The organism is Staphylococcus epidermidis (assembly GCF_006742205.1).
Lineage (GTDB): Bacteria > Bacillota > Bacilli > Staphylococcales > Staphylococcaceae > Staphylococcus > Staphylococcus epidermidis.
This window is the reverse complement of sequence record NZ_AP019721.1, coordinates 1,454,971-1,480,246: the sequence shown is the minus strand read 5'-3', so window position 1 is coordinate 1,480,246 and position 25,276 is coordinate 1,454,971. Positions and strand designations below refer to the sequence as shown.

At 30.6% G+C, this 25,276-nt stretch carries 24 protein-coding genes and 1 pseudogene; 14 read left to right on the top strand and 11 right to left on the bottom strand.

Annotation, left to right across the window (positions count from 1 at the left end; translation table 11 throughout):
* Nucleotides 1-141: 141 nt before the first annotated feature.
* Nucleotides 142-657 carry a peptide-methionine (S)-S-oxide reductase MsrA gene (msrA, locus tag FNL83_RS07260; protein WP_001831153.1) on the bottom strand — a complete coding sequence of 172 codons (516 nt, stop codon included), beginning with the start codon at nucleotides 655-657 and terminating at the stop codon, nucleotides 142-144.
* A gap of 135 nt (nucleotides 658-792) precedes the next feature.
* Between msrA and FNL83_RS07255 the strand changes: the two genes are divergently transcribed.
* Entirely contained in the window at nucleotides 793-1,782 is a 990-nt protein-coding gene (locus FNL83_RS07255) for an LCP family protein (RefSeq protein WP_001831067.1), read from the top strand.
* Nucleotides 1,783-2,080: 298 nt separating this feature from the next.
* On the opposite strand, the pseudogene FNL83_RS12345 reads toward FNL83_RS07255, so the two are convergent.
* Together FNL83_RS12345 and FNL83_RS07245 are read right to left on the bottom strand one after the other, a co-directional pair.
* Nucleotides 2,081-2,268: pseudogene (locus FNL83_RS12345) on the bottom strand (hypothetical protein).
* Nucleotides 2,269-2,322: 54 nt separating this feature from the next.
* Entirely contained in the window at nucleotides 2,323-2,508 is a 186-nt protein-coding gene (locus FNL83_RS07245; RefSeq protein WP_001831035.1) for a 2-hydroxymuconate tautomerase, read from the bottom strand.
* A gap of 143 nt (nucleotides 2,509-2,651) precedes the next feature.
* On the opposite strand from FNL83_RS07245, the gene FNL83_RS07240 reads away from it, so the two are divergent.
* Nucleotides 2,652-3,914 carry a Y-family DNA polymerase gene (locus tag FNL83_RS07240; RefSeq protein ID WP_001831129.1) on the top strand — a complete coding sequence of 421 codons (1,263 nt, stop codon included), beginning with the start codon at nucleotides 2,652-2,654 and terminating at the stop codon, nucleotides 3,912-3,914.
* A 71-nt stretch (nucleotides 3,915-3,985) separates the two neighbouring features.
* Here FNL83_RS07240 and FNL83_RS07235 read toward each other — a convergent pair whose 3' ends face one another.
* Nucleotides 3,986-5,074, bottom strand: coding sequence for a prephenate dehydrogenase (locus tag FNL83_RS07235; RefSeq protein ID WP_001831297.1), 1,089 nt, complete (start codon nucleotides 5,072-5,074; stop codon nucleotides 3,986-3,988).
* A gap of 658 nt (nucleotides 5,075-5,732) precedes the next feature.
* Here FNL83_RS07235 and FNL83_RS07230 point away from each other — a divergent pair.
* From FNL83_RS07230 to FNL83_RS07175, 11 genes are all read left to right on the top strand, one after another.
* Nucleotides 5,733-7,139, top strand: coding sequence for an anthranilate synthase component I (locus FNL83_RS07230; RefSeq protein WP_001831072.1), 1,407 nt, complete (start codon nucleotides 5,733-5,735; stop codon nucleotides 7,137-7,139).
* Nucleotides 7,136-7,702, top strand: a complete 567-nt coding sequence (locus FNL83_RS07225; protein WP_001831157.1) for an anthranilate synthase component II — start codon at nucleotides 7,136-7,138, stop codon at nucleotides 7,700-7,702. Before FNL83_RS07230 ends, FNL83_RS07225 begins: the two co-directional genes overlap by 4 nt.
* A gap of 2 nt (nucleotides 7,703-7,704) precedes the next feature.
* Nucleotides 7,705-8,700: an anthranilate phosphoribosyltransferase gene (gene trpD, locus FNL83_RS07220; RefSeq protein ID WP_001830976.1), complete on the top strand. Its 996-nt coding sequence runs from the start codon at nucleotides 7,705-7,707 to the stop codon at nucleotides 8,698-8,700.
* A gap of 3 nt (nucleotides 8,701-8,703) precedes the next feature.
* Nucleotides 8,704-9,492 (top strand): indole-3-glycerol phosphate synthase TrpC, encoded by a 789-nt coding sequence (gene trpC, locus FNL83_RS07215; RefSeq protein ID WP_001831115.1) that lies wholly within the window; start codon nucleotides 8,704-8,706, stop codon nucleotides 9,490-9,492.
* Nucleotides 9,482-10,105, top strand: coding sequence for a phosphoribosylanthranilate isomerase (locus FNL83_RS07210; protein WP_001832767.1), 624 nt, complete (start codon nucleotides 9,482-9,484; stop codon nucleotides 10,103-10,105). Before trpC ends, FNL83_RS07210 begins: the two co-directional genes overlap by 11 nt.
* 3 nt (nucleotides 10,106-10,108) lie before the next feature.
* Entirely contained in the window at nucleotides 10,109-11,317 is a 1,209-nt protein-coding gene (trpB, locus tag FNL83_RS07205; RefSeq protein WP_001831324.1) for a tryptophan synthase subunit beta, read from the top strand.
* Nucleotides 11,310-12,041: a tryptophan synthase subunit alpha gene (gene trpA, locus FNL83_RS07200; protein ID WP_002456200.1), complete on the top strand. Its 732-nt coding sequence runs from the start codon at nucleotides 11,310-11,312 to the stop codon at nucleotides 12,039-12,041. The genes trpB and trpA overlap by 8 nt, the downstream gene beginning before the upstream one ends.
* Before the next feature lie 190 nt (nucleotides 12,042-12,231).
* Nucleotides 12,232-12,891: a type 1 glutamine amidotransferase domain-containing protein gene (locus FNL83_RS07195; RefSeq protein WP_001830963.1), complete on the top strand. Its 660-nt coding sequence runs from the start codon at nucleotides 12,232-12,234 to the stop codon at nucleotides 12,889-12,891.
* A 272-nt stretch (nucleotides 12,892-13,163) separates the two neighbouring features.
* Complete coding sequence (locus tag FNL83_RS07185; protein WP_001830979.1) at nucleotides 13,164-14,417, top strand: aminoacyltransferase; 1,254 nt, start codon at nucleotides 13,164-13,166, stop codon at nucleotides 14,415-14,417.
* Nucleotides 14,418-14,442: 25 nt separating this feature from the next.
* Nucleotides 14,443-15,696, top strand: a complete 1,254-nt coding sequence (locus FNL83_RS07180; RefSeq protein ID WP_001831101.1) for an aminoacyltransferase — start codon at nucleotides 14,443-14,445, stop codon at nucleotides 15,694-15,696.
* Nucleotides 15,697-16,716: 1,020 nt separating this feature from the next.
* Complete coding sequence (locus FNL83_RS07175; RefSeq protein WP_001831126.1) at nucleotides 16,717-17,481, top strand: HAD-IIB family hydrolase; 765 nt, start codon at nucleotides 16,717-16,719, stop codon at nucleotides 17,479-17,481.
* Between the two features lie 230 nt (nucleotides 17,482-17,711).
* On the opposite strand, the gene FNL83_RS07170 is transcribed toward FNL83_RS07175, so the two are convergent.
* From FNL83_RS07170 to FNL83_RS07150, 5 genes are all read right to left on the bottom strand, one after another.
* Entirely contained in the window at nucleotides 17,712-18,410 is a 699-nt protein-coding gene (locus FNL83_RS07170) for an ABC transporter ATP-binding protein (protein ID WP_001831327.1), read from the bottom strand.
* A gap of 2 nt (nucleotides 18,411-18,412) precedes the next feature.
* Nucleotides 18,413-19,189, bottom strand: a complete 777-nt coding sequence (locus FNL83_RS07165) for an ATP-binding cassette domain-containing protein (protein ID WP_001831134.1) — start codon at nucleotides 19,187-19,189, stop codon at nucleotides 18,413-18,415.
* On the bottom strand, nucleotides 19,152-20,006 hold the full coding sequence (gene nikC, locus FNL83_RS07160) for a nickel transporter permease (RefSeq protein ID WP_001831062.1): 855 nt from the start codon (nucleotides 20,004-20,006) through the stop codon (nucleotides 19,152-19,154). Before nikC ends, FNL83_RS07165 begins: the two co-directional genes overlap by 38 nt.
* Nucleotides 19,996-20,997 carry a nickel ABC transporter permease gene (gene nikB / locus FNL83_RS07155; protein WP_001831013.1) on the bottom strand — a complete coding sequence of 334 codons (1,002 nt, stop codon included), beginning with the start codon at nucleotides 20,995-20,997 and terminating at the stop codon, nucleotides 19,996-19,998. Before nikB ends, nikC begins: the two co-directional genes overlap by 11 nt.
* A 178-nt stretch (nucleotides 20,998-21,175) precedes the next feature.
* Nucleotides 21,176-21,511 carry a hypothetical protein gene (locus FNL83_RS07150; RefSeq protein WP_001831305.1) on the bottom strand — a complete coding sequence of 112 codons (336 nt, stop codon included), beginning with the start codon at nucleotides 21,509-21,511 and terminating at the stop codon, nucleotides 21,176-21,178.
* 247 nt (nucleotides 21,512-21,758) lie between these two features.
* Between FNL83_RS07150 and pepF the strand changes: the two genes are divergently transcribed.
* On the top strand, nucleotides 21,759-23,570 hold the full coding sequence (gene pepF, locus FNL83_RS07145) for an oligoendopeptidase F (RefSeq protein ID WP_001831236.1): 1,812 nt from the start codon (nucleotides 21,759-21,761) through the stop codon (nucleotides 23,568-23,570).
* A gap of 93 nt (nucleotides 23,571-23,663) precedes the next feature.
* On the opposite strand, the gene phoU is transcribed toward pepF, so the two are convergent.
* Both phoU and pstB read right to left on the bottom strand, forming a co-directional pair.
* Nucleotides 23,664-24,311 carry a phosphate signaling complex protein PhoU gene (phoU, locus tag FNL83_RS07140; RefSeq protein ID WP_001830968.1) on the bottom strand — a complete coding sequence of 216 codons (648 nt, stop codon included), beginning with the start codon at nucleotides 24,309-24,311 and terminating at the stop codon, nucleotides 23,664-23,666.
* Nucleotides 24,312-24,317: 6 nt separating this feature from the next.
* Nucleotides 24,318-25,193, bottom strand: coding sequence for a phosphate ABC transporter ATP-binding protein PstB (gene pstB / locus FNL83_RS07135; RefSeq protein ID WP_001831097.1), 876 nt, complete (start codon nucleotides 25,191-25,193; stop codon nucleotides 24,318-24,320).
* Nucleotides 25,194-25,276: the final 83 nt, after the last annotated feature.

Sequence of the window (25,276 nt, the reverse complement as noted above, 5' to 3'; positions counted from 1 at the left end):
CAATTGTTGTTCCAGGCATTTTTAATGTAAGGTAGTTGTTGACTTAATTGAAAAAATATTTTTATCAAAATTCTTCATTCATATTTTTTATTCTCAAGATGGAATGATATATTCAAAATGAATCATGGTCCAATCTATTATTTACATATGATTATTTTTGACATAACTAGCACGATCTTGTTGTTCTTGTTCATAACGTTCAGGGTTCTTTTTGTAGAAATCTTGATGGTATGCTTCCGCTTCATAAAAAGTTGATGCCGGTAAAATTTTTGTTGCAATTGCTTTATCAGCGTTAAAACTATCTTGGAGTTCACATATATATTGTTCTGCTAACTGTCTTTGATGTTCATTTGAATAGAAAATAGCAGTCTTATATTGAGAACCTCTATCTTGAAATTGACCACCATCATCCAAAGGATCGATAACTGAAAAGAAAATTTCTAATAATTTATGATATGAAAATAGAGCAACATCATACTCAATTTTAACCACTTCATAATGCCCAGTAGATCCAGTTTTTACTTCTTCATAAGAAGGATTAACTAAGTGTCCTCCCATATATCCCGACGTGACTTTTTCGATACCATCGAATGTATCAAAAGGTTTAGTCATACACCAAAAACAGCCACCAGCAAAGTATGCAGTATTGATATTCATTTATGCCATCCTCTCATTGGACCTTAGTACCATTTATTAAAAAACTCTTGCAATTTGAATACTTTTTCTATAACGTTAATACATATTAATTATAGTATATAGATATGTAATTTTGAAGGTATAAGGTAGGTAAATATGACTGAACAGAAGGATATTAAAGAAACAGAGTATCGACGACAGAAAGGAACAACTTCGACACCTTCTAGGCGAAGAAATAAAAAAAGAATGCGGAAGTTACCTTTTATCATTTTAGTCATCCTTATTATTTTAATTTCTATCATTGTGTATATTACCCATCAGTATAACAGTGGTATGAAGTATGCTAAAGAACATGCTAAGGATGTTAAGGTGCATAAATTTAATGGGAATATGAAAAATGATGGGAAGATTTCAGTTCTTGTCCTTGGCGCGGATAAGGCTCAAGGTGGTAAATCACGTACTGACTCGATTATGATTGTTCAATATGATTACGTACATAAAAAAATGAAAATGATGTCTGTCATGAGAGATATTTATGCTGATATTCCTGGTTATGATAAATATAAAATTAATGCCGCATATTCACTTGGAGGCCCGGAATTGTTAAGAAAAACACTTAACAAAAATTTAGGTGTTAATCCTGAGTATTACGCTGTAGTAGATTTTACTGGATTTGAAAAAATGATAGATGAACTACAGCCTAATGGTGTCCCAATTGATGTGGAAAAAGACATGTCTGAAAATATAGGTGTGTCTTTGAAAAAAGGACATCATAAGTTAAATGGTAAAGAATTACTTGGTTATGCTAGATTCCGTCATGATCCGGAAGGCGATTTTGGTCGTGTGAGAAGACAACAACAAGTGATGCAAACATTAAAGCAAGAGTTAGTTAATTTCAATACAGTTGCGAAACTACCAAAAGTTGCTGGTATTTTAAGAGGTTATGTTAATACAAATATGCCTAACTCTGCGATTTTTCAAACAGGTATAAGTTTTGGAATTCGTGGAGATAAAGATGTGCAATCTTTGACAGTCCCTATTAAAGGAAGCTATCAAGATATTAATACAAATAATGATGGTAGTGCGCTTCAAATAGACTCTGAGAAAAATAAGCAAGCAATCAAAAATTTCTTTGAAGATAATTAAAAAATGAATCCCTGAAGAGGCTGGGACAAAAAGGTTCAAGATAAGTAAAAAAGACAATTTCTATTGAAAAAATATAGAAATTGTCTTTTTTATAATTTTTTTGATTATTTTCAGCTCGTTGAGCTGTTACTTTTCTTATATTAAGCCACGATGATGTCTGAATTCATCAAATTCAGTATCGGGAATTGTTTCTACAATATCATTTACATGTCGTGAAATATCATTTGTGGGGATAAGAACTGAAGTTTCCATAGAGTATGTTAAGTCAAGTTATATTCTTTATACATAAGGCACCTCGTTAATTTAGTTTATTGATATTTATTAAATTATACGAAAGGGCTTTATTTTTATAAAGTATTTTGGCGAGACTCTTGAGGGAACAGGACAAGCTGAAGACTACAGGCTGAAGCTGTCCCCTAAGAAAGCGAGCCAACAATACGAAGTATTGTAAATAAATAGCCAGTAAATGAATTTATGAAAACTCATTTACTGGCTATTATGCTAGGGAATTATGTCCCAGCCTCTTCAGGGATTTTATGTTTACTGATCAGATTTTCTTACGCCACCGACAGCATAATGATCTTTTCTCATTTCTTCAATGACCACGTGAATCGCTTCTTTATTTGCACCTGTAGTTTTTTCTACAGCATGAGTGACTTCTGTAACTAAATCCTTAAGTTGTTCATCAGAACGGCCTTCTAATAATTTCACATTAATGATTGGCATAATCAACATTCTCCTTTGCTATATAACGTTGGCTCTTTTAGTATAGCATGAAAATGAGAAGAATGAATAAGAACAAATGTTCTTATAAATATTGAAATAGAACACGTGTTCTTATATAATGTTTTTGTAAGGGAGGATCAGTTATGTATGATTACAATTTATTAGAAGATAGGGATGTACTCTGCATAGACCAAAAAAGCTTTTTTGCGAGTGTATCATGTATGGAAAAAGGATTGGACCCATTAACAACTAAACTAGCAGTTGTAGCAGATACGAAAAGGCAAGGTTCGGTCGTTCTAGCAGCAACTCCAAAGTTAAAAGAATTAGGTATTAAAACGGGATCAAGACTTTTTGAGATACCACATCGTAATGACATTTATATTATTAATCCAAGTATGAGAAAGTATTTAAATGTATCTGTTGCAATTTCAAAGATTGCACTGCGGTACGTTCCACCTGAAGATTTACATCAGTATAGTATTGATGAATTTTTCATGGATGTAACGGATAGTTACCATAGATTTAATTCAACAGTTTTTGCTTTTTGTAAAAGATTTCAAAATGAAATATTAGAAGAAACAGGTATTCACTGTACCATTGGAATAGGCTCGAATATGCTATTGAGCAAGGTTGCAATGGATATTGAAGCTAAGCATTCGGAAAACGGTATAGCTGAATGGCGTTATCAAGATGTACCTGAAAAATTATGGCCAATTCAACCACTTAGAGATTTTTGGGGGATTAATAAGCGTACAGAAAAGAAATTGAATAAAAGAGGAATATTTACAATAGGAGATTTAGCAAAGTATCCATATCATTATTTAAAAAGAGATTTTGGAGTTTTAGGTATAGATATGCATCTACATGCAAACGGTATTGATCAAAGTAAAGTAAGAGAAAAATATAAAGTAACAAATCCTTCAATATGTAAAAGTCAGATTCTAATGCGAGATTATCAATTTGAAGAATCCAAAGTTGTCATGCAAGAATTGATAGAAGATGTAGCAAGTCGTTTAAGAGCAGAAAAGAAGCTTGCTCGAACAATTCATTTTTCTTTCGGTTATGCTGAAGGTGGTGGCATACATAAGCAATATACTTTGGAGGATCCTACAAATTTAGAAAGAGATATATTCAAAGTCATTAATTATTTTGCAAATCGTCTGTGTGACAAAAAAGCATTGTATAGAACGTTAAGTGTATCGTTAACTCAGTTTATTAAAGAAAGCGATCGACAACTCAACTTATTCATTGATGAATATGAACGTAAGAAAGATGTAAAACTTGCTAAAACCATTGATCACTTACATTTAAAATATGGAAAAGGAATTGTGTCAAAAGCGACTTCATACACCGAAGCTGGTACAAAGCATGGTCGATTAGGACTAATGGCTGGTCATAAAATGTAGATATACAAAGAGAGTCCCCCTCGTCGTGCAACATATAGAAGCGAAAAGATAACGACTTGAAGGGGATTTATTTAATAATAAGTATCAAAATTTGCGAGGGCTTTTATAGCATTCTCTCGATCTTCGGGACTTTTAAAACTGATTTGTAAAGCTCCATAAATATCTTCCCGTACTTCTAAAATCTTTAAGTTTATAATAGAAATATTATGTGAACTTATGATGTTTGTAATTTGACTTATCATACCCGGCTTATCAGGGATATCAACATAAAGATCATACGCAGTAGATATTGCACCGTGTTGTTTAACAGGAAGTTGATCACGATAATCTTTAGCTTTAACGAAGAAATCGTAAATACTATTACTATTTTGTTCTCGTATCAAATTTTCAATACCAGTAATTTGTTCTTTAATCTCGTTAAGTAAAGATAAAATATGATTTTGATTATTTAAAGTGATATCCTTCCACATCTGAGCATTACTACTTGCTATACGAGTTATATCTCTAAAGCCACCGGCTGCTAATTTTTCGATTAAAGAATGGTCTTTGACATGATTAGCACTTAGATGAACTAAAATTGAAGCGATGATATGTGGAACATGACTCACTATACCGGTTACGAAATCATGTTCATTTGCATGAGTAACGATAAATTTTGCTAACGTAGGTTTAAGTAATTTCTTTAAATATGTCGCGGCTTCATTATTTTCGATTTCATTAAATACAAGAATGTAATAAGCATTTTCAAATAAATGTTTTTTCGCGTTTAAAACACCAGATTTATGACTTCCTGCCATAGGATGACCACTAATTAAATGAATATCATGTTTTAATAATTCTTTTTCGAATGATTGTATAGTAAGTTTGGTACTACCTGTGTCTGTTACAATCAAATGAGTTTTTGTATTGTAATTTGTAAGTTCAGATAGATATTTAATTGTTTGCTCAACAGGAGTTGCAAAGATGATTATATCCGCTATCTCAACAGCAGTAGCATAATCATTAACTTTTTGATCAATAATACCTATAGAAAGGGCTTCATCAAGTTGTGTGTAGTCCGAATCGTATGCAAGAATATTGAAATTACTGTAATGATATTTTAAATTACTCGCCAAGCTACCGCCAATAAGGCCTAACCCTACAAATAAAATATTTCGCATAGAGCGCCTCCTTGTTTCAGAATTTTCAGAATAACAATATTGTATATGAGTCATTTCAAGTATTCAATAACAAATATAACTTATGTATGATTTTAAGATATTAAATAAAGAAAGATTTATAGTTTGATTTCAGTACATTTTGTATAGGAAATAAAGATAAACACAACAAATTTTTCATTTTCATTTTAAGCTAGTTGACAAACTGGAGGAGGATAGGTATTATACTAAATAATTAGAAAAATCAGATAATTTGATTGATAGAGTAATCATTATATTTTGTAGCAAGCAGAAAGCTAATGGTAGATGTAAATTAGCACATGATAATAGATGAAATGGGCTTTCAAATTTTAACTTAATCATTAAAGTGAACATATATGTTAACTAAGGTGGCACCACGGTAACGCGTCCTTATAGAATGATAGCGTTATTGTGGTTTTTTTGAAGCAAAGTGAAGTAACTAAAGTTGAGGTAGCACCAGAAAGTTAGTGGTAGATGAGAACTAACACCGTCTTTAGTGAAATTGGGTTTTGTGGAACAACTTAACATAAATTGAACAAGTGAGCTATGAATATATTATATTCTGCTAATAAAGGTGGTACCGCGCGTCAGCGTCCTTATAACGAAGGAGGCTGATTTTTTTCGGAAAAGGAGGAAATCAATGGATATTGTATACAAAAAGGTGAATGCTCAAATTACGCCAGAAGCTTTAGCAAAATTAAAACAAAAAAAGATCATTTTTGAAAGTACAAATCAACAGAAACTTAAAGGTAGGTACTCGATAGTAGTATTCGATCATTATGGCAAAATTACATTAGATAATTCTCAACTTTTAATTAAGTTAGACAATCATTGTGAAATAGTTAAGAATCAACCGTATCAACGACTTAAGGAATTTGTAGATAAATATTATTTTGAAATCAAAGATAAATATTTAAAAGATTTACCTTTTATTTCGGGCTTTATAGGGACATGTAGCTTTGATTTAGTACGACATGAATTTAAAAAATTACAAGATATTAAATTAGAAGATCATCAAACTCATGATGTCCAATTTTATCTAGTGGAAGATGTATTTGTTTTTGATCATTATAAAGATGAATTATATATTATCGCAAGTAACTTATTTTCTGATAGAACAAAAGAGAGATTAAAGGAATCTATTGAACGTAAAATTGAAGATTTAAAAAACATACATTTTTCGGTTGAGGATATAAATTATAAATCCATCCCTCGACATATAACCACCAATATATCAGAGCAACAATTTGTTCAAACTATTAGAATTTTAAAAAAGAAAATTACTGAAGGAGATATGTTTCAAGTAGTTCCTTCAAGAATTTATAGTTATAAACACCATTTTCAACACAATTTACATCAATTAACTTTTCAGTTATATCAAAATTTAAAGCGACAAAATCCTAGTCCATATATGTATTATATTAATAAAGATGTACCGATTGTAATAGGAAGTTCTCCTGAAAGTTTTGTAAAGGTAAAAGATGGAAAAGTTTATACGAATCCTATAGCTGGAACAATTAAAAGAGGTCAAAATAAAAAAGAAGATGAAAATAATGAAAAGACATTAATGAAAGATGAAAAGGAATTGAGTGAACATCGTATGCTCGTAGATTTAGGAAGAAATGATATTCATCGAATAAGTAAAACAGGCACTTCACAAATTACCAAACTAATGACAATAGAACGTTATGAACATGTCATGCATATCGTTAGTGAAGTTATTGGAGAATTAAAACCCCATCTATCTCCTATGAGCGTCATCGCAAGTTTGCTACCAACGGGTACTGTCTCAGGTGCACCTAAACTTAGAGCTATACAGAGAATATACGAATCTTATCCTTATAAAAGAGGTATCTATAGCGGTGGTGTTGGGTATATCAACTGTAATCATCATTTAGATTTTGCATTGGCTATACGTACCATGATTATCGATGAGGAAAAAGTCAGTGTCGAGGCAGGATGTGGAGTAGTATATGATTCTATTCCAGAGAAAGAACTTGAAGAAACAAAACTTAAAGCTAAAAGTTTATTGGAGGTAACTCCATGATATTAATAATAGATAACTATGATTCTTTTACCTACAATCTTGTAGATATTGTAGAAAAACAATGTGAAACGATTGTTAAATATCCCGATGATACAGATATATGTAATCTGAAAGGTATTACAGCAGTTATTATTTCACCAGGACCTGGACATCCATTAGACAATCAATTATTAATTAAATTAATTGAAAATTTCGAAAATTTACCTATTTTAGGTGTTTGCTTAGGTGCACAAGCGCTCACTTGTTATTACGGTGGCGATGTTATACAAGGTAGTTGTGTCAAACATGGAAAAGTAGATACTTTAACTATTGTTAATCAGTCACCACTATACAAAGGAATTAAGTCAAGTTTCAAAGTTATGCGTTATCATTCATTAATTAGTGATCCATGCTCATTTCCAGAAAGTTTATTAATCACTGGCCAAACATATGATAGTATACAATCTTTCCAACACAAAAACAGAAAACATTATGGCATACAGTTTCATCCAGAGTCATTCGCTACAGAAAATGGGAAACAAATCATTATTAATTTTATAAATATAGCAACGAGAGGAAGTTGAAAATGACCCTTCTTGAGAAAATTAAACAAAATAAATCTTTATCTAAAAAAGATATGCAATCATTTATTGTTACACTGTTTGATTCAAATATAGAAACCAATGTAAAGGTTGAATTATTGAAAGCTTATACAAATAAAGACATGGGTCAATATGAGCTAACGTATTTAGTTGAATATTTTATCCAGACAAACTATCCAAACCAACCATTTTATAATAAAGCTATGTGTGTTTGTGGCACAGGTGGAGATCAATCAAATAGCTTTAATATTTCTACAACTGTAGCTTTTGTTGTAGCAAGTGCAGGAGTGCCAGTCATTAAACACGGTAATAAAAGTATTACTTCACATTCAGGAAGTACAGATGTATTACATGAAATGAATATAAAAACAAACAAAATGAACGAAGTAGAGCAACAATTAAATTTGAAAGGATTAGCATTCATAAGTGCAACTGATTCTTATCCAATGATGAAAAAGCTTCAATCAATTAGAAAATCGATTGCAACACCTACAATTTTTAACTTGATTGGACCATTAATTAATCCTTTCAAATTAACTTATCAAGTGATGGGGGTATATGAAGCTTCACAACTTGAAAATATAGCACAAACATTAAAGGATTTAGGTAGAAAACGAGCAATTTTAATTCATGGTGCAAATGGGATGGATGAGGCCACGCTTTCTGGTGAAAATATCATTTATGAAGTTAGCAGCGAAAGAGCATTAAAAAAATATAGTTTAAAAGCAGAAGAAGTCGGTTTAGCTTATGCAAATAATGACACGTTGATAGGTGGTTCACCTCAAACAAATAAACAAATTGCATTGAATATCCTAAGTGGCACGGATCACTCAAGTAAACGAGATGTAGTTTTGTTAAATGCTGGAATTGCTTTATATGTTGCTGAGCAAGTGGAAAGTATCAAACATGGCGTAGAGAGAGCGAAATATCTCATTGATACAGGTATGGCAATGAAACAATATTTAAAAATGGGAGGTTAAGTAATGACTATTTTAAATGAAATTATTGAGTATAAAAAAACTTTGCTTGAGCGTAAATACTATGATAAAAAACTTGAAATTTTACAAGATAACGGAAATGTTAAGAGGAGAAAGCTGATTGATTCACTTAACTATGATAGAACATTATCAGTTATTGCTGAAATAAAATCGAAAAGCCCATCTGTACCTCAATTACCGCAACGTGATCTTGTTCAACAAGTTAAAGATTATCAAAAATATGGTGCTAATGCTATTTCAATATTAACTGATGAAAAATACTTTGGCGGTAGTTTTGAACGATTAAATCAGTTATCAAAGATAACATCGTTACCAGTTTTATGTAAAGATTTTATTATTGATAAAATTCAAATAGATGTTGCAAAACGAGCTGGTGCATCTATTATTTTATTAATAGTAAATATTTTAAGTGATGACCAATTAAAAGAATTGTATTCATATGCAACAAACCATAATTTAGAAGCTCTAGTAGAAGTTCATACAATTAGAGAACTTGAACGTGCACACCAAATTAACCCTAAAATTATTGGTGTTAATAATCGTGATTTAAAACGATTTGAAACCGATGTTCTACATACAAATAAATTACTTAAGTTTAAAAAGTCTAATTGCTGCTACATTTCAGAGAGTGGCATTCATACAAAAGAAGATGTTGAGAAAATAGTAGATTCAAGTATTGACGGTTTACTTGTAGGGGAGGCATTAATGAAAACAAATGACTTAAGTCAGTTTTTGCCTAGTTTAAAGTTAAAGAAGAATCTCTATGATAGTTAAATTTTGTGGTTTTAAAACCGAAAGTGATATTAAGAAAATTAAAAAATTAGAAGTTGATGCAGTAGGGTTTATACATTATCCCGATAGTAAGAGACATGTCTCACTGAAACAATTAAAATATTTGGCTAAAATAGTGCCAGATCATATAGAGAAAGTAGTGGTCGTAGTAAATCCTCAAATGTCCACCATAAAGAGAATAATTAATCAAACTGATATTAACACAATCCAATTACATGGAAATGAAAGCATTCAATTAATTAGAAATATTAAGAAACTTAATTCAAAAATAAGAATCATAAAAGCAATTCCAGCAACAAGAAATTTAAATAATAACATTCAAAAGTATAAAGATGAGATAGACATGTTTATTATAGATACACCATCAATCACATACGGAGGGACAGGTCAAAGTTTTGACTGGAAATTATTAAAAAAAATAAAGGGCGTTGATTTTCTCATTGCGGGTGGTTTGGATTTTGAAAAGATAAAACGATTAGAAATATATTCATTTGGACAATGTGGTTATGACATCTCAACTGGCATTGAGTCACATAATGAAAAAGATTTTAATAAGATGACTCGAATATTAAAATTTTTGAAAGGAGACGAATGATTAATGAAAATTCAAACAGAAGTAGATGAATTGGGCTTTTTCGGTGAATATGGTGGCCAATATGTACCTGAAACATTGATGCCAGCTATTATTGAACTTAAAAAAGCATATGAGGACGCGAAATCAGATACTCACTTCAAGAAAGAATTTAATTATTATTTAAGTGAATATGTTGGTAGAGAAACGCCTTTAACATTTGCTGAATCATACACAAAATTGTTAGGTGGTGCCAAAATATATCTTAAAAGAGAAGACTTAAATCACACTGGTGCTCATAAAATTAATAACGCGATAGGACAGGCACTATTAGCTAAAAGGATGGGGAAAACTAAATTAGTAGCCGAAACAGGTGCTGGTCAACATGGTGTAGCAAGTGCCACCATCGCTGCTTTATTCGATATGGATCTTATTGTTTTCATGGGAAGTGAAGATATCAAACGTCAACAACTTAACGTATTTAGAATGGAATTGCTAGGAGCTAAAGTAGTGTCTGTGTCAGATGGGCAAGGAACACTATCAGATGCTGTAAATAAAGCTTTGCAATATTGGGTGAATCATGTCGAGGATACACATTATTTATTAGGCTCAGCGTTGGGACCTGATCCGTTTCCAACTATGGTCAGAGATTTTCAGAGTGTGATTGGTAATGAAATTAAAAGCCAAATTTTAAGTAAAGAAGGACGACTTCCAGATGCGTTAGTCGCGTGTGTTGGTGGAGGATCCAATTCAATAGGTACGTTCTATCCATTTATACAAGATGATGTTAAATTATATGGGGTAGAAGCTGCGGGAAAAGGAAGTCATACGCATAATCATGCTTTAGCTATAGGGAAAGGTAAACCAGGTGTATTACATGGTTCCAAAATGTACCTTATTCAAAATGATGATGGACAAATTGAATTGGCACACTCTATATCAGCGGGACTAGATTATCCAGGTATTGGACCTGAACATTCGTATTATAATGATATTGGTCGTGTATCATATGTAAGTGCTACAGATAATGAAGCTATGGAAGCACTTATAACATTCTCAAAAGTTGAAGGTATCATTCCAGCAATTGAAAGTGCACATGCATTGAGTTATGTTGAAAAATTAGCGCCAAATATGGATGAAAAAGAAATTATTGTTGTGACTATTTCAGGTCGTGGAGATAAAGATATGGAAACAATTAAACAATACAAAGAAAACGGTGGTGAACAAAATGAGTAAATTATTCATTCCGTATATTATGGGTGATTTAAATTTTATTCATCATTTAAAAACATTAACTGAGAATGGAGCAGACATTGTTGAAATTGGTGTGCCATTTTCTGATCCTGTTGCAGATGGACCTATAATCATGAAAGCAGGGCGCAACGCTATTGACGAGGGTTCAAACATTAAATTCATTTTTGATGAATTAATAAAAAATAAAAATACTATTTCATCTAAGTATGTATTAATGACTTATTATAATATTCTAAGTGCTTATGGAGAAGAATTATTTTTGGATAAGTGTGATGAAGCTGGTGTTTATGGTTTAATTATTCCAGATTTACCTTACGAACTTACAAAAAAGTTTAAAAAAGATTTTTATCATCATTCTGTTAAAATAATATCGTTAATTGCCATGACCGCAAGTGATGCTAGGATTATGCAAATTGCAAAGAACTCAGAAGGATTTATTTACACGGTAACAATGAATGCCACAACAGGTAACAGTGGGGAGTTCCATCCAGATTTAAAGAGAAAAATTGAATATATAAAAAAAGTTTCAAAAATTCCTGTGGTTGCTGGATTTGGTATCAAAAATCCTGAACATGTTAAAGATATAGCGTCCGTTGCAGATGGTATTGTAATTGGTAGTGAAATTGTAAAACGTATTGAAATAGATTCAAGAAAAGAATTTATCACTTATATCAAATCAATAAGAACCACGTTGAATTCTTTATAAAAATTAATATTAAGTTAAATCAAAGTTAAGAAAATAGATGAAAAATATACATATCAAAAACAATGATTACTCTATGAATTAACTACTATACTAATAGTAACTTCAAAAAATTAAATGATCACTATTGAATAACCTACTACTAATGTGGGTAAATAATAATCACAATTAATTTGAAGAGGTGTATATATTCATGAGTAAAAAAGTTTTATTTGTTTTAACAAGTACAAGTCAATTTACAGACGGTACAGAAACTGGATTATGGTTAGAAGAAGCTGGAGCACCATATAATATATTGACTGAAGAAGGTATCAATGTTGATGTTATTTCTATTAAAGGTGGAAAAGTAAATCTTGATCCTAATTCTGTTTCTAATGAATCACTGAATCAGTATGCTAAATTCGTGTCACACTTAAACGATACACCTAGTATCGAAAATGTAAATGCAGATGAGTATGACGCTATTTATCTACCAGGTGGACATGGTACTGTATACGATTTTGCCAATAATGAGAAATTAGCTGATATTTTACTTCAATTTAAAAATAGTAATAAAATAATCTCTTCAGTATGTCATGGACCTAGTGCGTTTGTAGGTGTAAAAGATGCAAATAATCACTATCTAGTAGATGGTGTCAAAATAACTTCATTTACTGATAGTGAAGAAAAAGCAATGGGATTTGAAAATAAAGTACCATTTTTAACTCAATCTAAATTAGAAGAGCAAGGTGCAAATTTTGTAGTGAAAGATGACTTTACATCTCACGTAGAAAAAGACGGTCAATTTATCACTGGACAAAATCCCCAATCAAGTGAAGACATTGGTAAAGCACTTGCAAATGAATTAAAATAATAGTAAATAATTAGTGATATGGGCGACATTAGTGTTTAGCCCATATTATTTTATACATAAACAGAATAAACGAGATTTAACTTTTAATTTTATATAAAAGTTTTGCAGGATAATATTTTAGTTTTCACTACAACTATTGTATACTTGTTTAGATTAGAAATATAAATAGTATTAAATGAACCGAATGTTAAATATAAAAGGTGAAGTAAAACGACCTATTTTTCTAAAAATAAAAAGAAATAGATATAAAGATATAAATGGGAGTTATGAAGATGAAGTTTACGAATTTGACAGCTAAAGAATTTAGTGACTTTACTGATCGTATGACATATAGTCATTTTACACAAATGGAAGGTAATTACGAATTAAAGGTTGCTGAAGGTACCGAGTCACATTTAGTTGGAATTAAAAATAATGATAACGAAGTGATTGCAGCTTGTTTATTAACAGCTGTTCCTGTAATGAAAATATTTAAATATTTTTATTCCAATCGCGGTCCAGTAATAGATTATAATAATAAAGAGCTTGTACATTTTTTCTTTAATGAATTGAGTAAATATGTAAAAAAATATAATTGTTTATATTTAAGAGTTGACCCATACCTTCCATATCAATATTTAAATCATGAGGGAGAAATAACTGGAAATGCAGGTCATGATTGGATTTTTGATGAATTAGAGAGTTTAGGATATAAACACGAAGGATTCCACAAAGGATTTGATCCTGTATTACAAATCCGATATCATTCTGTTCTAAATTTAGCAAACAAAAGTGCTAATGATGTTTTAAAAAACATGGATGGTTTAAGAAAGCGTAATACTAAAAAAGTTAAGAAAAATGGAGTTAAAGTCCGCTTTTTATCTGAAGAAGAGTTACCTATATTTAGGTCATTTATGGAGGATACCTCTGAAACTAAAGATTTTGCAGATAGAGAAGATAGTTTTTATTACAACAGATTCAAACATTATAAAGACCGTGTTTTAGTACCACTAGCCTATATTAACTTTGATGAGTATATAGAGGAACTAAATAATGAAAGAAATGTGCTTAATAAAGATTATAATAAAGCTTTAAAAGACATTGAGAAACGTCCAGAGAATAAAAAAGCACATAACAAAAAGGAAAATTTAGAACAACAACTCGATGCAAATCAGCAAAAAATTAATGAAGCTAAAAACTTAAAACAAGAACATGGCAATGAATTACCCATCTCTGCTGGCTTCTTTATAATTAATCCGTTTGAAGTAGTTTACTACGCTGGTGGAACTTCAAATCGTTATCGCCATTTTGCAGGGAGCTATGCGGTTCAATGGAAGATGATTAACTATGCAATTGAACATGGTATTAATCGGTATAATTTCTATGGTATTAGTGGTGACTTTAGTGAAGATGCTGAAGATGCTGGCGTAGTTAAGTTTAAAAAGGGCTATGATGCCGATGTTATAGAATACGTTGGTGACTTTATTAAACCTATTAATAAACCAATGTATAACATTTATAGAACACTTAAAAAACTAAAGAAATAGATTTTAAGAAGGGAATTATCTAATTATGAAATTTACAGAGTTAACAGTTAAAGAATTTGAAAACTTTGTACAAAATCCATCATTAGAAAGTCATTATTTCCAAGTGAAGGAAAATATTGCTACACGTGAATCAGATGGGTTTCAAGTAGTGTTATTAGGTGTAAAAGACGACGACAATAGAGTGATAGCAGCTAGCCTGTTTTCTAAAATCCCTACAATGGGCAGTTATGTGTATTATTCCAATAGAGGCCCTGTAATGGACTATTCAGATTTAGGTTTAGTGGATTTTTATTTAAAAGAGCTTGATAAATATTTACATCAACATCAATGCTTATATGTAAAATTAGATCCTTACTGGTTGTATCAAGTTTATGATAAAGATATTAATCCTTTAACAGAAAAAAATGATGCTTTAGTAAATCTATTTAAATCACATGGTTATGATCATCACGGATTTACAACCCAATATGATTCTTCCAGCCAAGTTAGATGGATGGGGGTATTAGATTTAGAAGGCAAAACCCCTGCATCTCTAAGGAAAGAGTTTGATAGTCAAAGAAAACGAAATATTAATAAAGCGATAAACTACGGTGTGAAAGTTAGATTTCTTAGTAAGGATGAATTTGATTTATTCTTAGACTTATACCGAGAGACTGAAGCTAGAACTGGATTTGCTTCTAAAACTGACGATTATTTCTATAACTTTATAGAGCATTATGGCGATAAAGTATTAGTTCCTTTAGCTTACATAGATTTAAATGAATATATACAACATTTGCAAGAATCACTAAATGATAAAGAAAATCGACGTGATGATATGATGGCGAAAGAAAATAAAACAGATAAACAGTTAAAGAAAATAGCTGAGTTAGATAAACAAATTGATCACGATAAAAAAGAATTGCTTCAAGCTAGTGAATTACGTCAAACAGATGGCGAAATTTTAAATTTAGCTTCAGGAGTATACTTTGCTAATGCATATGAAGTGAACTATTTCTCTGGAGGGTCTTCAGAAAAATATAATCAATATATGGGACCATATGCAATGCATTGGCACATGATTAATTATTGTTTTGATAACGGTTATGATAGATATAATTTCTATGGCTTATCAGGTGATTTTACTGAAAACAGTGAAGACTATGGTGTTTATCGCTTTAAGAGAGGTTTTAATGTTAGGATTGAGGAATTAATCGGTGATTTCTATAAACCAATCAATAAAGTGAAATATTGGTTATTCAATACATTAGATTGCATACGTAATAAATTGAAAAAGTAAAAATAAATGATACAAGTATATGACGAGCAGATTGAGATATCCAATCTGCTCGTTTAGCTTTAGAGAAGGATTGTGTACTCTAAAGCACTCGGCGTAGGATGTTTGAGTCTAGGATGAAAATTCATGTTGCTCCCTACATATTTAATCATAGCATATTATGAAAACTATACAATAATGCTCGCCAATATATTTTTTATATACGAATTATAATTTTGTAATACTAAAATGCTTTAAATGTAATTCTTTTAGTGCGGTGAGAAGATTATAAAAACATTATGTAAACTAAAGGTATATTTATACTGCGATTTAATAATAATACTTATAATTCTCTTATATTAAATTTTGTAGTTGTGTATTTGGGTGTTGTAACAAAAGATTTTTGATGATTTATCTAAATATAAAAATGAATATTCATGATAATAGCAATTACATTGCTAAGTTGTTGTAACGTATAATATTTATCATGATACTACTTACTAGCATTTAAACATGATAAATAAATACGTAATGCAATTATGTAATACGTAATTAATTATTACTGATGCTAATTAAAGGAACGTTCTTGTAAATACAAAGAATTAAATATTTAAGTCTTTAATGAATAAAGAACTCTTGATCAATACATAACTTTTGATACGTGTATATACTTCCAAATAAAAAATATATAGTATATGTAACAACATAAATGAAGCATATGTTCATCTATATGGCTAAGTATCTTAATTCTTTATTTTAGTTTACATAATATATATTATAGGAAGTTGTATATATAATCATAAAAGCCCTTCACTCAATTTACAGTTAAATCTACATGGCATTTATATTTATTATCTACAGAGTTTTCTCTTATTTACTTTTTTAGTTGAGTTCATTATAGCAATCTATATTTGTTAATTTATATAAACTAACAAGTTGGAATGCCAAGTTTCAAGTTTATACAATTTAAATGAAAATATTTAAATTTGAGTTCGTGCTCATATGCTATAATTAAATCATTCTAAAATTTTGGAGTGACTAATAATGAATTTTATTTTTGATATTGATGGTACGATTTGTTTTGATGGATGTTCCATCGATTCATCTATTAAGCAACGACTTTTCAAGCTACGTCAAGCTAATCACAATGTAATATTTGCTTCAGCACGTCCCATTAGAGACTTGCTTCCAGTCATTCCTGAATTTGCGGATGATACCTTGATTGGTGGTAATGGCTCAATTATCTCTAAAAATGGACAAATCGAAATTGTTTCGGTAATCAATGAGCATGATATCAGTCTAATTAAAAAAATTATAAAGAAATATCAATTATCATACATCATTGATGATAAATTTAATTATGCTTCAAATTTGGATAGTAATAATGAACTGTATCAACGCATTGATCCTGATGGTAAAGCACAATCTCTAGATATGGATGAGATTCGAAATCCTATAAAAGCAATTCTATTAAATATAGATAACAAAGATTTTGACATGATTGCTCATCAATTAGTAAGTCAGTCTCATGGTATTGAATTAATTCGTCATTACAGTGAGTCCTATATTGATGTAACGGCACGTGGCGTTGATAAGTATACTACTATTCAATATATTTTAGGAACTAATAGTGATTATATCGCTTTTGGTAATGATCACAATGATGTTCATATGCTTGAACATGCGAGCCAAGGTTATTTTGTGACTAATCAATTTATAGAACACACATCATTTTTTAAAAATAAAAATATTACAGTTATTGATGACACAATATATGCAATATGTGAGGTTTTAGATCGATATCTGTAATTAACAATTTGAGTCCAATGCATGGTATTTTGGTGAAGGTGGCAATCAAATAACGATTGAACAACTAAAGAGAATTAAACAGGCATTCCTAAAGTAAAATGATTATATAGCGGTAAAATTTACTCAAATGATTAACTAATAACCCCCAAAAGTTAGATTTTAATTCCAACTTTTGGGGGTTATTATGTGAATGAAAAATATCTTAATCATTTAAATGACTATGACTATATTCAATATTCATACGTTTGAATTAATAGTTTTGTATATGGATGTCTTTTATGGCTAAATAAATCTTTACTTTTAAAATCATCTACTATTTGACCGTCTTTGATAACTATTATCCTATTCGTTAACCTTTGTAAAACAGATAAATCATGCGAGATGACGATTAGTGTTTTATTTTGAATGTTTTTTTCGTTAAGTAAAATATTGATTACATTTTGTTCGGCCATGACGTCTAAGTTCGAAGTTATTTCATCACAAACCAATATATCTGGTTGTGCTAAGAGAGAACGTATAATATTTAATCTTTGTAGTTGCCCACCACTTACCTCTTGAGGAAACTTTGTTATTAGATCTGTAGACAAATTAAATTCAATTAAATAGTTAAGAATGATATTTTTGATATTTTGTCGTATTAATTGTCGATAAAATAAAAGTGGCTCTCTCAAAGACTGTTCAATCGTGAATTGACGATCAAAACTTTCTGTCGCATGTTGAAAAATAGGTAGAACCTTTCCTGAATCGATACTTATTTTTCCTTTTGTTGGCTTTAATTGACCTAATATTAAAGAACCAATAGTACTTTTTCCAGCACCGCTTTCCCCTAAAACCCCTATTTTTTCACCACGTTGAATACTTATATTAATATCTTTTAAAACAGGCTGTTTTCGATGATATGAATAATCTACATGATCAAATTGAATCATAATTAGATGTTGTCCTCCTTTTGCAGCTTGCTTCTATAGTTTAATAATTGTTCTGTATACCGATGAAGATGATGGTGATTAAATAATTTGTCTATTTCTCCAGATTCAATCATCATGCCATTTCTCATTACATTAAAATAATCAGCATATTTGAGGACATGATTCATGTTATGAGTGATAAGTAATACAGTATTATGATGATCTTTAACAATGTGTTGAAGGAGTTGCATTATTTGATGACCGTTCACTACATCTAAAGATGCAACAGGTTCATCTGCAATAATTAATTCTGGATCTAACATTAAAACGCTAGCAATATTAACTCGCTCTAATTGTCCTCCTGAAAGTTGGAAACTATATTTATTAATGATTGATTCATCATTTAAGTTAACCCAAGTTAAAGCTTTTTTTATCTTTTTCAATGCATTATCCTTAGAAACATTAAAATGATAACGATATATAGCTATAAGTTGTTTATCCAAACGAGTATATTCATTAAAACTTTGAGCATAATTTTGAGAGATATAGCCGATATGTTTACCTAAAAGTTGCTTGATACCAGAAGTATTTTGACCTTGCATTTTAAATTCATCGAAACTCATATGTAACTGAGTAGGTAAATGATTTAATATTGCTTTAACAGTCAAACTTTTTCCAGCACCACTTTCACCTATAATGACATTTAGAGATTGATTATATATATTTAAGTCGACATTTTTAATAATTGCTTGCCCTTCTTTATCATTGATGTTTAGATTTTTTATTGTTAAAAGTTTCAACTTTTACACCTCTTTGTTCTAATAAACGATCTCTTACAGCATCACCAGTTAAATTAAATATCAATATTGTACCTGATATCAAAGATGCTGGAGCGATAATCATGATAGGATGTGAAGTAATAAATTCACGCCCTGCTTGTAACATTGCCCCCCACTCTGGAGATGGTGGTTGTGCACCTAAACCTAAAAATGATAATGAACTAATGTATAAAATGATTTTTCCAAAATCAACTATCATAATAACAAATATAGATGGTAAAACTTTTGGTAATAAGTGTTTAAATAAGATATTCAAAGTTGAGACATTAAAAAATTGTGCCATCTGTATATACGATTGATTCATTTCGGTATTGACAATCCCTCTTGTCACGCGAGTATAATTCATCCATTTTATGATTGTAATAGCTATTACTAAATTCCAAAGACTAGGATGAAAAAAACTTGCTAAGGCAATCATAATAACGAATTCTGGTATGCTTAATCCTATATCAATAATTCGCATGATAATCGTATCAATCCAACCTTTTTTATAGCCTGCAAGTAACCCTAAAGGTACTCCAACCACTACAGTGAAAAGTAAAGTAAGTAGTGTAACAAACAATGTTGCACGAGAGCCCACGACTAAACGACTGAATAAATCACGTCCGTAATCATCTGTGCCAAGTAAATGATTCATACTCATAGGTTCAAATGAGTTTGACAAATGTACCTGATACGCAGCTTCATCATTGATTATAAATTGCAATACAATAAGACATATAATATAGACCGTAAAAATGAAAAATATAGTGTTTTTCTTTGACAACTTAAACTTCATCGTTACGACCTTCTTTTCTATGTGAATTAAACCATTTAAACTTTGATGTTTCTTTCTGAGTAATAGCATAACGTTGTTTAGGATCGATAAGTAATGAAAGTAAATCTGCAATTGTGTTTATAATCACTACAAAGAAACCAATAAATAATACACAACCTTGAATGACTGGATAATCTCTCGACTTTATACTGTCAACTAAAAAATAGCCTAACCCAGGAATATCAAATAAATTTTCAATGACTACTGTTCCACCTATCAAACTACCAATGGATAATCCTAATAGAGGTATGATTGGTAGTATCGTAGGTTTAAGGATATCTTGAAAAAGTATATATCTTTCGGGCATACCTCTGAGACGAGACGATTCAACTATAGGTGTTTGATATTGTTCTAATAAAGTAGAACGAATAAATCGAATATAATAAGCACACATTCCAATACTCATGGTAATTATTGGTAAAATATATGAAACGAAACGCCCCTCATCTGAAGTTGGTAAAATATTCAACTTCAAGCTAAATATATATAATAAGATAAGACCGATAAAAAATGATGGTAGGCTTACGGATAATGATGTCATAACACGGATTATCCTATCCCAAATTTTATGGTAGTAAACCGCTGCTATAATCCCTAATGGTATAGAAATAACTAATGACACTATAAGCGTACCAAAAGTAATAATAAGTGTAGGACCAAGATAATTTGCTATTTCCCTAATTACAGGCTCGCTTGTTTGATAACTTGTTCCTAAATCAAAATGAAACAATTGATTTAACCAGTCCCACCATTGAATAAAAATAGGATTATTTAAGCCAAGCTTATTCTCTGTCGTTTCTATTTGCTCATTAGATACATGCGAAATATCAAGATGTAAAATTTTGTCTACAGGATTACCTGGAGAGAGTTTCATTAATATAAATGTGATTGTAGTTAATATAAATAGTACGACAATCATTTGTGAAAGTTTATAAATTATCATTTTAAACATATGTTGGCATCCTTTCACTTTCAACGAATATAAAAAATATTAAATAATAAATTTTATTAAATTGTTTTCATCAAAATCTATTATAGTATGACTTTTTTTAAATTAATAGGAAAAGAGATAAAAAAGAAATAAAAAACAACTTTGCTTAAGATAAGATGGTAGCAAAGTTGAAAAGTTGTTATTTATGACGACGAAGTGACTCTTCATCATCATATTTGCGAATCTCTTTTTCCAATTTTATTTTTCTACGATTTTTTCTCCAGTTTCTAGAAAAATACCAAATAAGAAAGCTTATGATTAAGCTCATTATGCCTAAGAATCCTGCATATCCAAGCAGTGGTTGATATGAAATGTTTTGAAAATTTGGTATAAAAAAGGCAAGTACTGCTAAAACTACAAAAGTAATGATTGCAGACTGGAACCATTTATTTAATACAAGTGTGTAAAATACAGTTAATAAAATCATACCAAGAATGGTAATCCACAAATAGTTTGGCATATCAAATATTGTCATTGCACGTGCTCCTATAAGTAATATTTAGTTACTATTATACAACTTATTAATATAATATCATTCAGACTTAAGAAGTAATCATTTTTTAATATTATTTATTTAACAAGAATATGTTAATACTCATAATATGATTAAACTAATTATAACATTACTAAATGTTACACATCATCTGTTTAGGCGTCCTTTGTGAGTTTGTTATTGAATTTTAGTATAATGTCATTAAATGATTTATAAAGGAGTGTCATAAATGAGTGAAGGTTTACCTTTGAGAGAAGAAGTTCCGGTAAAAGAAACTTGGGATTTGAAAGATTTATTTACAAGTGATCAAGCATTCTATCAAACATTGGAACAAGTAGTACAAATGTCTTTAGATTTTAATCATACATATTATCAGAAACTTAATAACATAGAAACAATAGAAAAGGCATTAGATGAATATGAAAGGATACTTATAGAAATAGATCGTTTATATAATTATCCAGAACTTAGATTAAGCGTTGATACGTCTAATGAAGAAGCACAAAAAGTTAACGCAAAACTTAATACGACTTCTGGAAAACTTGCTGGTTTATTATCTTTTGTTGATTCCGAGATTTTGGAGTTACCCGATGAGATAATAAGCGAATTGAGGTCTCAAACAAAATACCCTCATTTTATTAAACAACTTCAAGATCGTAAGCCTTATCAATTATCTGCTGATGTTGAAAAAGTATTAGCTACATTAACACCAACATTGAGAAGTCCGTTTGAATTGTATGGTACTACAAAGAGTTTGGATATTAATTTTGAATCGTTTGATTATGAGGGTGTTACCTATCCATTGGATTATGCAACATTTGAAAATGAATATGAAGATCATCCATCTCCTGAATTTAGACGTAAAAGTTTTAGAGCTTTTAGTGATGCATTACGACAATATCAACATACGACGGCCGCAACATATAATATGCAAGTCCAACAAGAAAAGATTGAAGCGGATTTACGAGGATATGATTCTGTTATTGATTATCTACTACAAGATCAAGAAGTAACAAAAGATATGTTCGATAGACAAATTGATGTCATTATGAGTGATTTAGCCCCAGTTATGCAAAAGTATGCAAAAATTATTCAACGTGTACATAACCTGGATAAAATGCGATTTGAGGATTTAAAAATTTCAATAGACCCTAACTTTGAACCAGAAATATCAATTGAAGAATCGAAAAAATACATTTATGGAGCGCTCAAAGTACTTGGTGATGATTATGTCAAAATGTTAGAGTCTGCCTATGATTACCGTTGGATTGATTTTGCTCAGAATAAAGGAAAAGATACTGGAGCATATTGTGCAAGTCCATACATTACACATTCATATGTATTTATTTCATGGACTGGGAAAATGGCTGAAACATTCGTTCTTGCGCATGAATTAGGACATGCAGGTCATTTTACATTAGCGCAGAATCATCAAAATTTGTTGGAATCTGAAGCGTCTATGTATTTTGTAGAAGCACCTTCCACAATGAATGAAATGTTGATGGCAAATTACTTATTTAATAGTAGTAATAATCCTCGATTTAAACGTTGGGTTATTGGTTCGATTTTATCTCGAACTTATTATCATAATATGGTTACCCACCTTTTAGAAGCAGCTTATCAACGTGAAGTGTATAGCCGAGTCGACAATGGAGAGTCATTAACTGCCCCACTGCTAAATGAAATAATGTTGAACACTTATAAAGCATTTTTCGGTGACACTGTTGAAATGACAGATGGGGTTGAATTAACATGGATGAGACAACCACATTATTATATGGGATTGTACTCATATACGTACTCTGCTGGATTGACAATTGGTACAGTTGTATCACAATGTATCAAGAAAGAAGGTCAACCTGCTGTTGATCGCTGGTTAAAAACGCTACAAGCTGGTGGTAGTCAATCTCCAATTGAATTGGCGCAAATAGCTGGCGTTGATATTACGACTGACGCCCCTTTAAAAGAGACAATTAACTATATTTCAAATTTAGTAGATGAATTAGAAGTATTAACATATCAAATAAAAGAAAATTCATAAAAAGTTAAAGAAAAATATCAAACCCCACCTGAAATTGTGGCATAAAATTCAGGTGGGGTTGCTCATTATAGATATACAATAGGATTTGATAATTTAATCAAAAGTTTCAAAATGTTGGCCTGTTAAATAATAATAAACACTTTCAGCAATATTGCTTATATGATCACCTATTCGTTCTAAGTGTCTAGCTGCTAAGTGTGCTTGACCAGCTACGAATGGGTCATTATCAATTAAGTAACTGGTATTGACGATGTTAACGTATAAATCATCAATATCTTCATCTCTCTCAATGACTTCTTTTATCAGTGGTAAATCTTTATTTCTAATAGCGTTATTTAAATCTTCTAACATGAGCATCGCTAATTTACCCATGGTTTTTAAACGTGTAAACACATAGTTATCATTTATTTTAACTCTTAAACGTATATGAGCGATACTAGCAGCATTATCCCCCATTCGTTCAAAGTCAGTAGAGATTTTGAGTGCTGCCATCATCATACGTAAATCTTTGGCAATAGGTTGTTGTCTCGTAATTAGCATGATTACCTTCTCGTTAATTTCATGATCTAAATGGTTAATTTCTTTGTCTTTCTCAATGGTTTGTCTTGCGAATGATTTCTTTTCTTCCCCTAAAGATACTAGTGCATTGTTAATATTAAAATATACACGAAGACCAAGACGCCGTAAATCTTTAATTAATCCATCTAGCTGACCTTCATATTTTTGTCTAATAATTGCCATTGCATCTTATCCAAAACGACCAGATATATAATCTTCAGTTTGTTTGTCGGCAGGATTTGAAAAGATTTTATCAGTATCATCATATTCATTGACATATCCATTTAAGAAGAAAGCAGTTTTATCTGAAACACGCGCAGCTTGTTGCATGTTGTGCGTAACCATGATAATTGAGTAATTTTCTTTTAATTCTTGTACAAGTTCTTCAACTCTTAACGTAGAAATAGGATCTAATGCTGATGTAGGTTCATCCATTAAAATGACATCTGGTTCAATTGCTAAACATCTAGCTATACAAACACGTTGTTGTTGTCCACCTGATAATCCATAAGCATTTGTATGCAATCTATCTTTTAATTCATCCCATATTGCAGCGCCACGTAATGATTTTTCTACGATTTCATCTAGAATTTTTTTGTTTTTAATACCGTGAGTCTTAGGGCCATAAGTAATATTATCATAAATTGACTTAGGGAATGGGTTAGGTTGTTGAAAGACCATTCCAACGTTAGTACGTAGCTTTTCTTTAGAATACTTTGCATCAAATATATTTTGGTCACGATACAAAATTTTACCTGCAGTTTTCACAGATGGAACTAATTCGACCATTCTATTTAAAGCTTTGATGTATGTAGATTTACCACATCCAGAAGGTCCGATTATTGCAGTTACATTATTTTCCAATATATCTAAATTAATGTTTTGTAACGCATGATTTTCTCCATACCATAAATCTAGATTTTGAGTTGAATAAACAATCTTCTTTTCACTGTCTGGAATTGTATTTTTCTTATTGTTTTCAGTAGTTACTATTGTGGCAACTGAGTCTTGATTATTTGTTTGTGCGTCTAGTTTCTCTTTTTCTGCTACTTGTGAATTAGCCATAATTAAAAACTCCTTTATATATTGAGACCTAGATGTGATGTTATAGGTCAATAACGTTTATTTATAAAAATGCATTTCCCTTA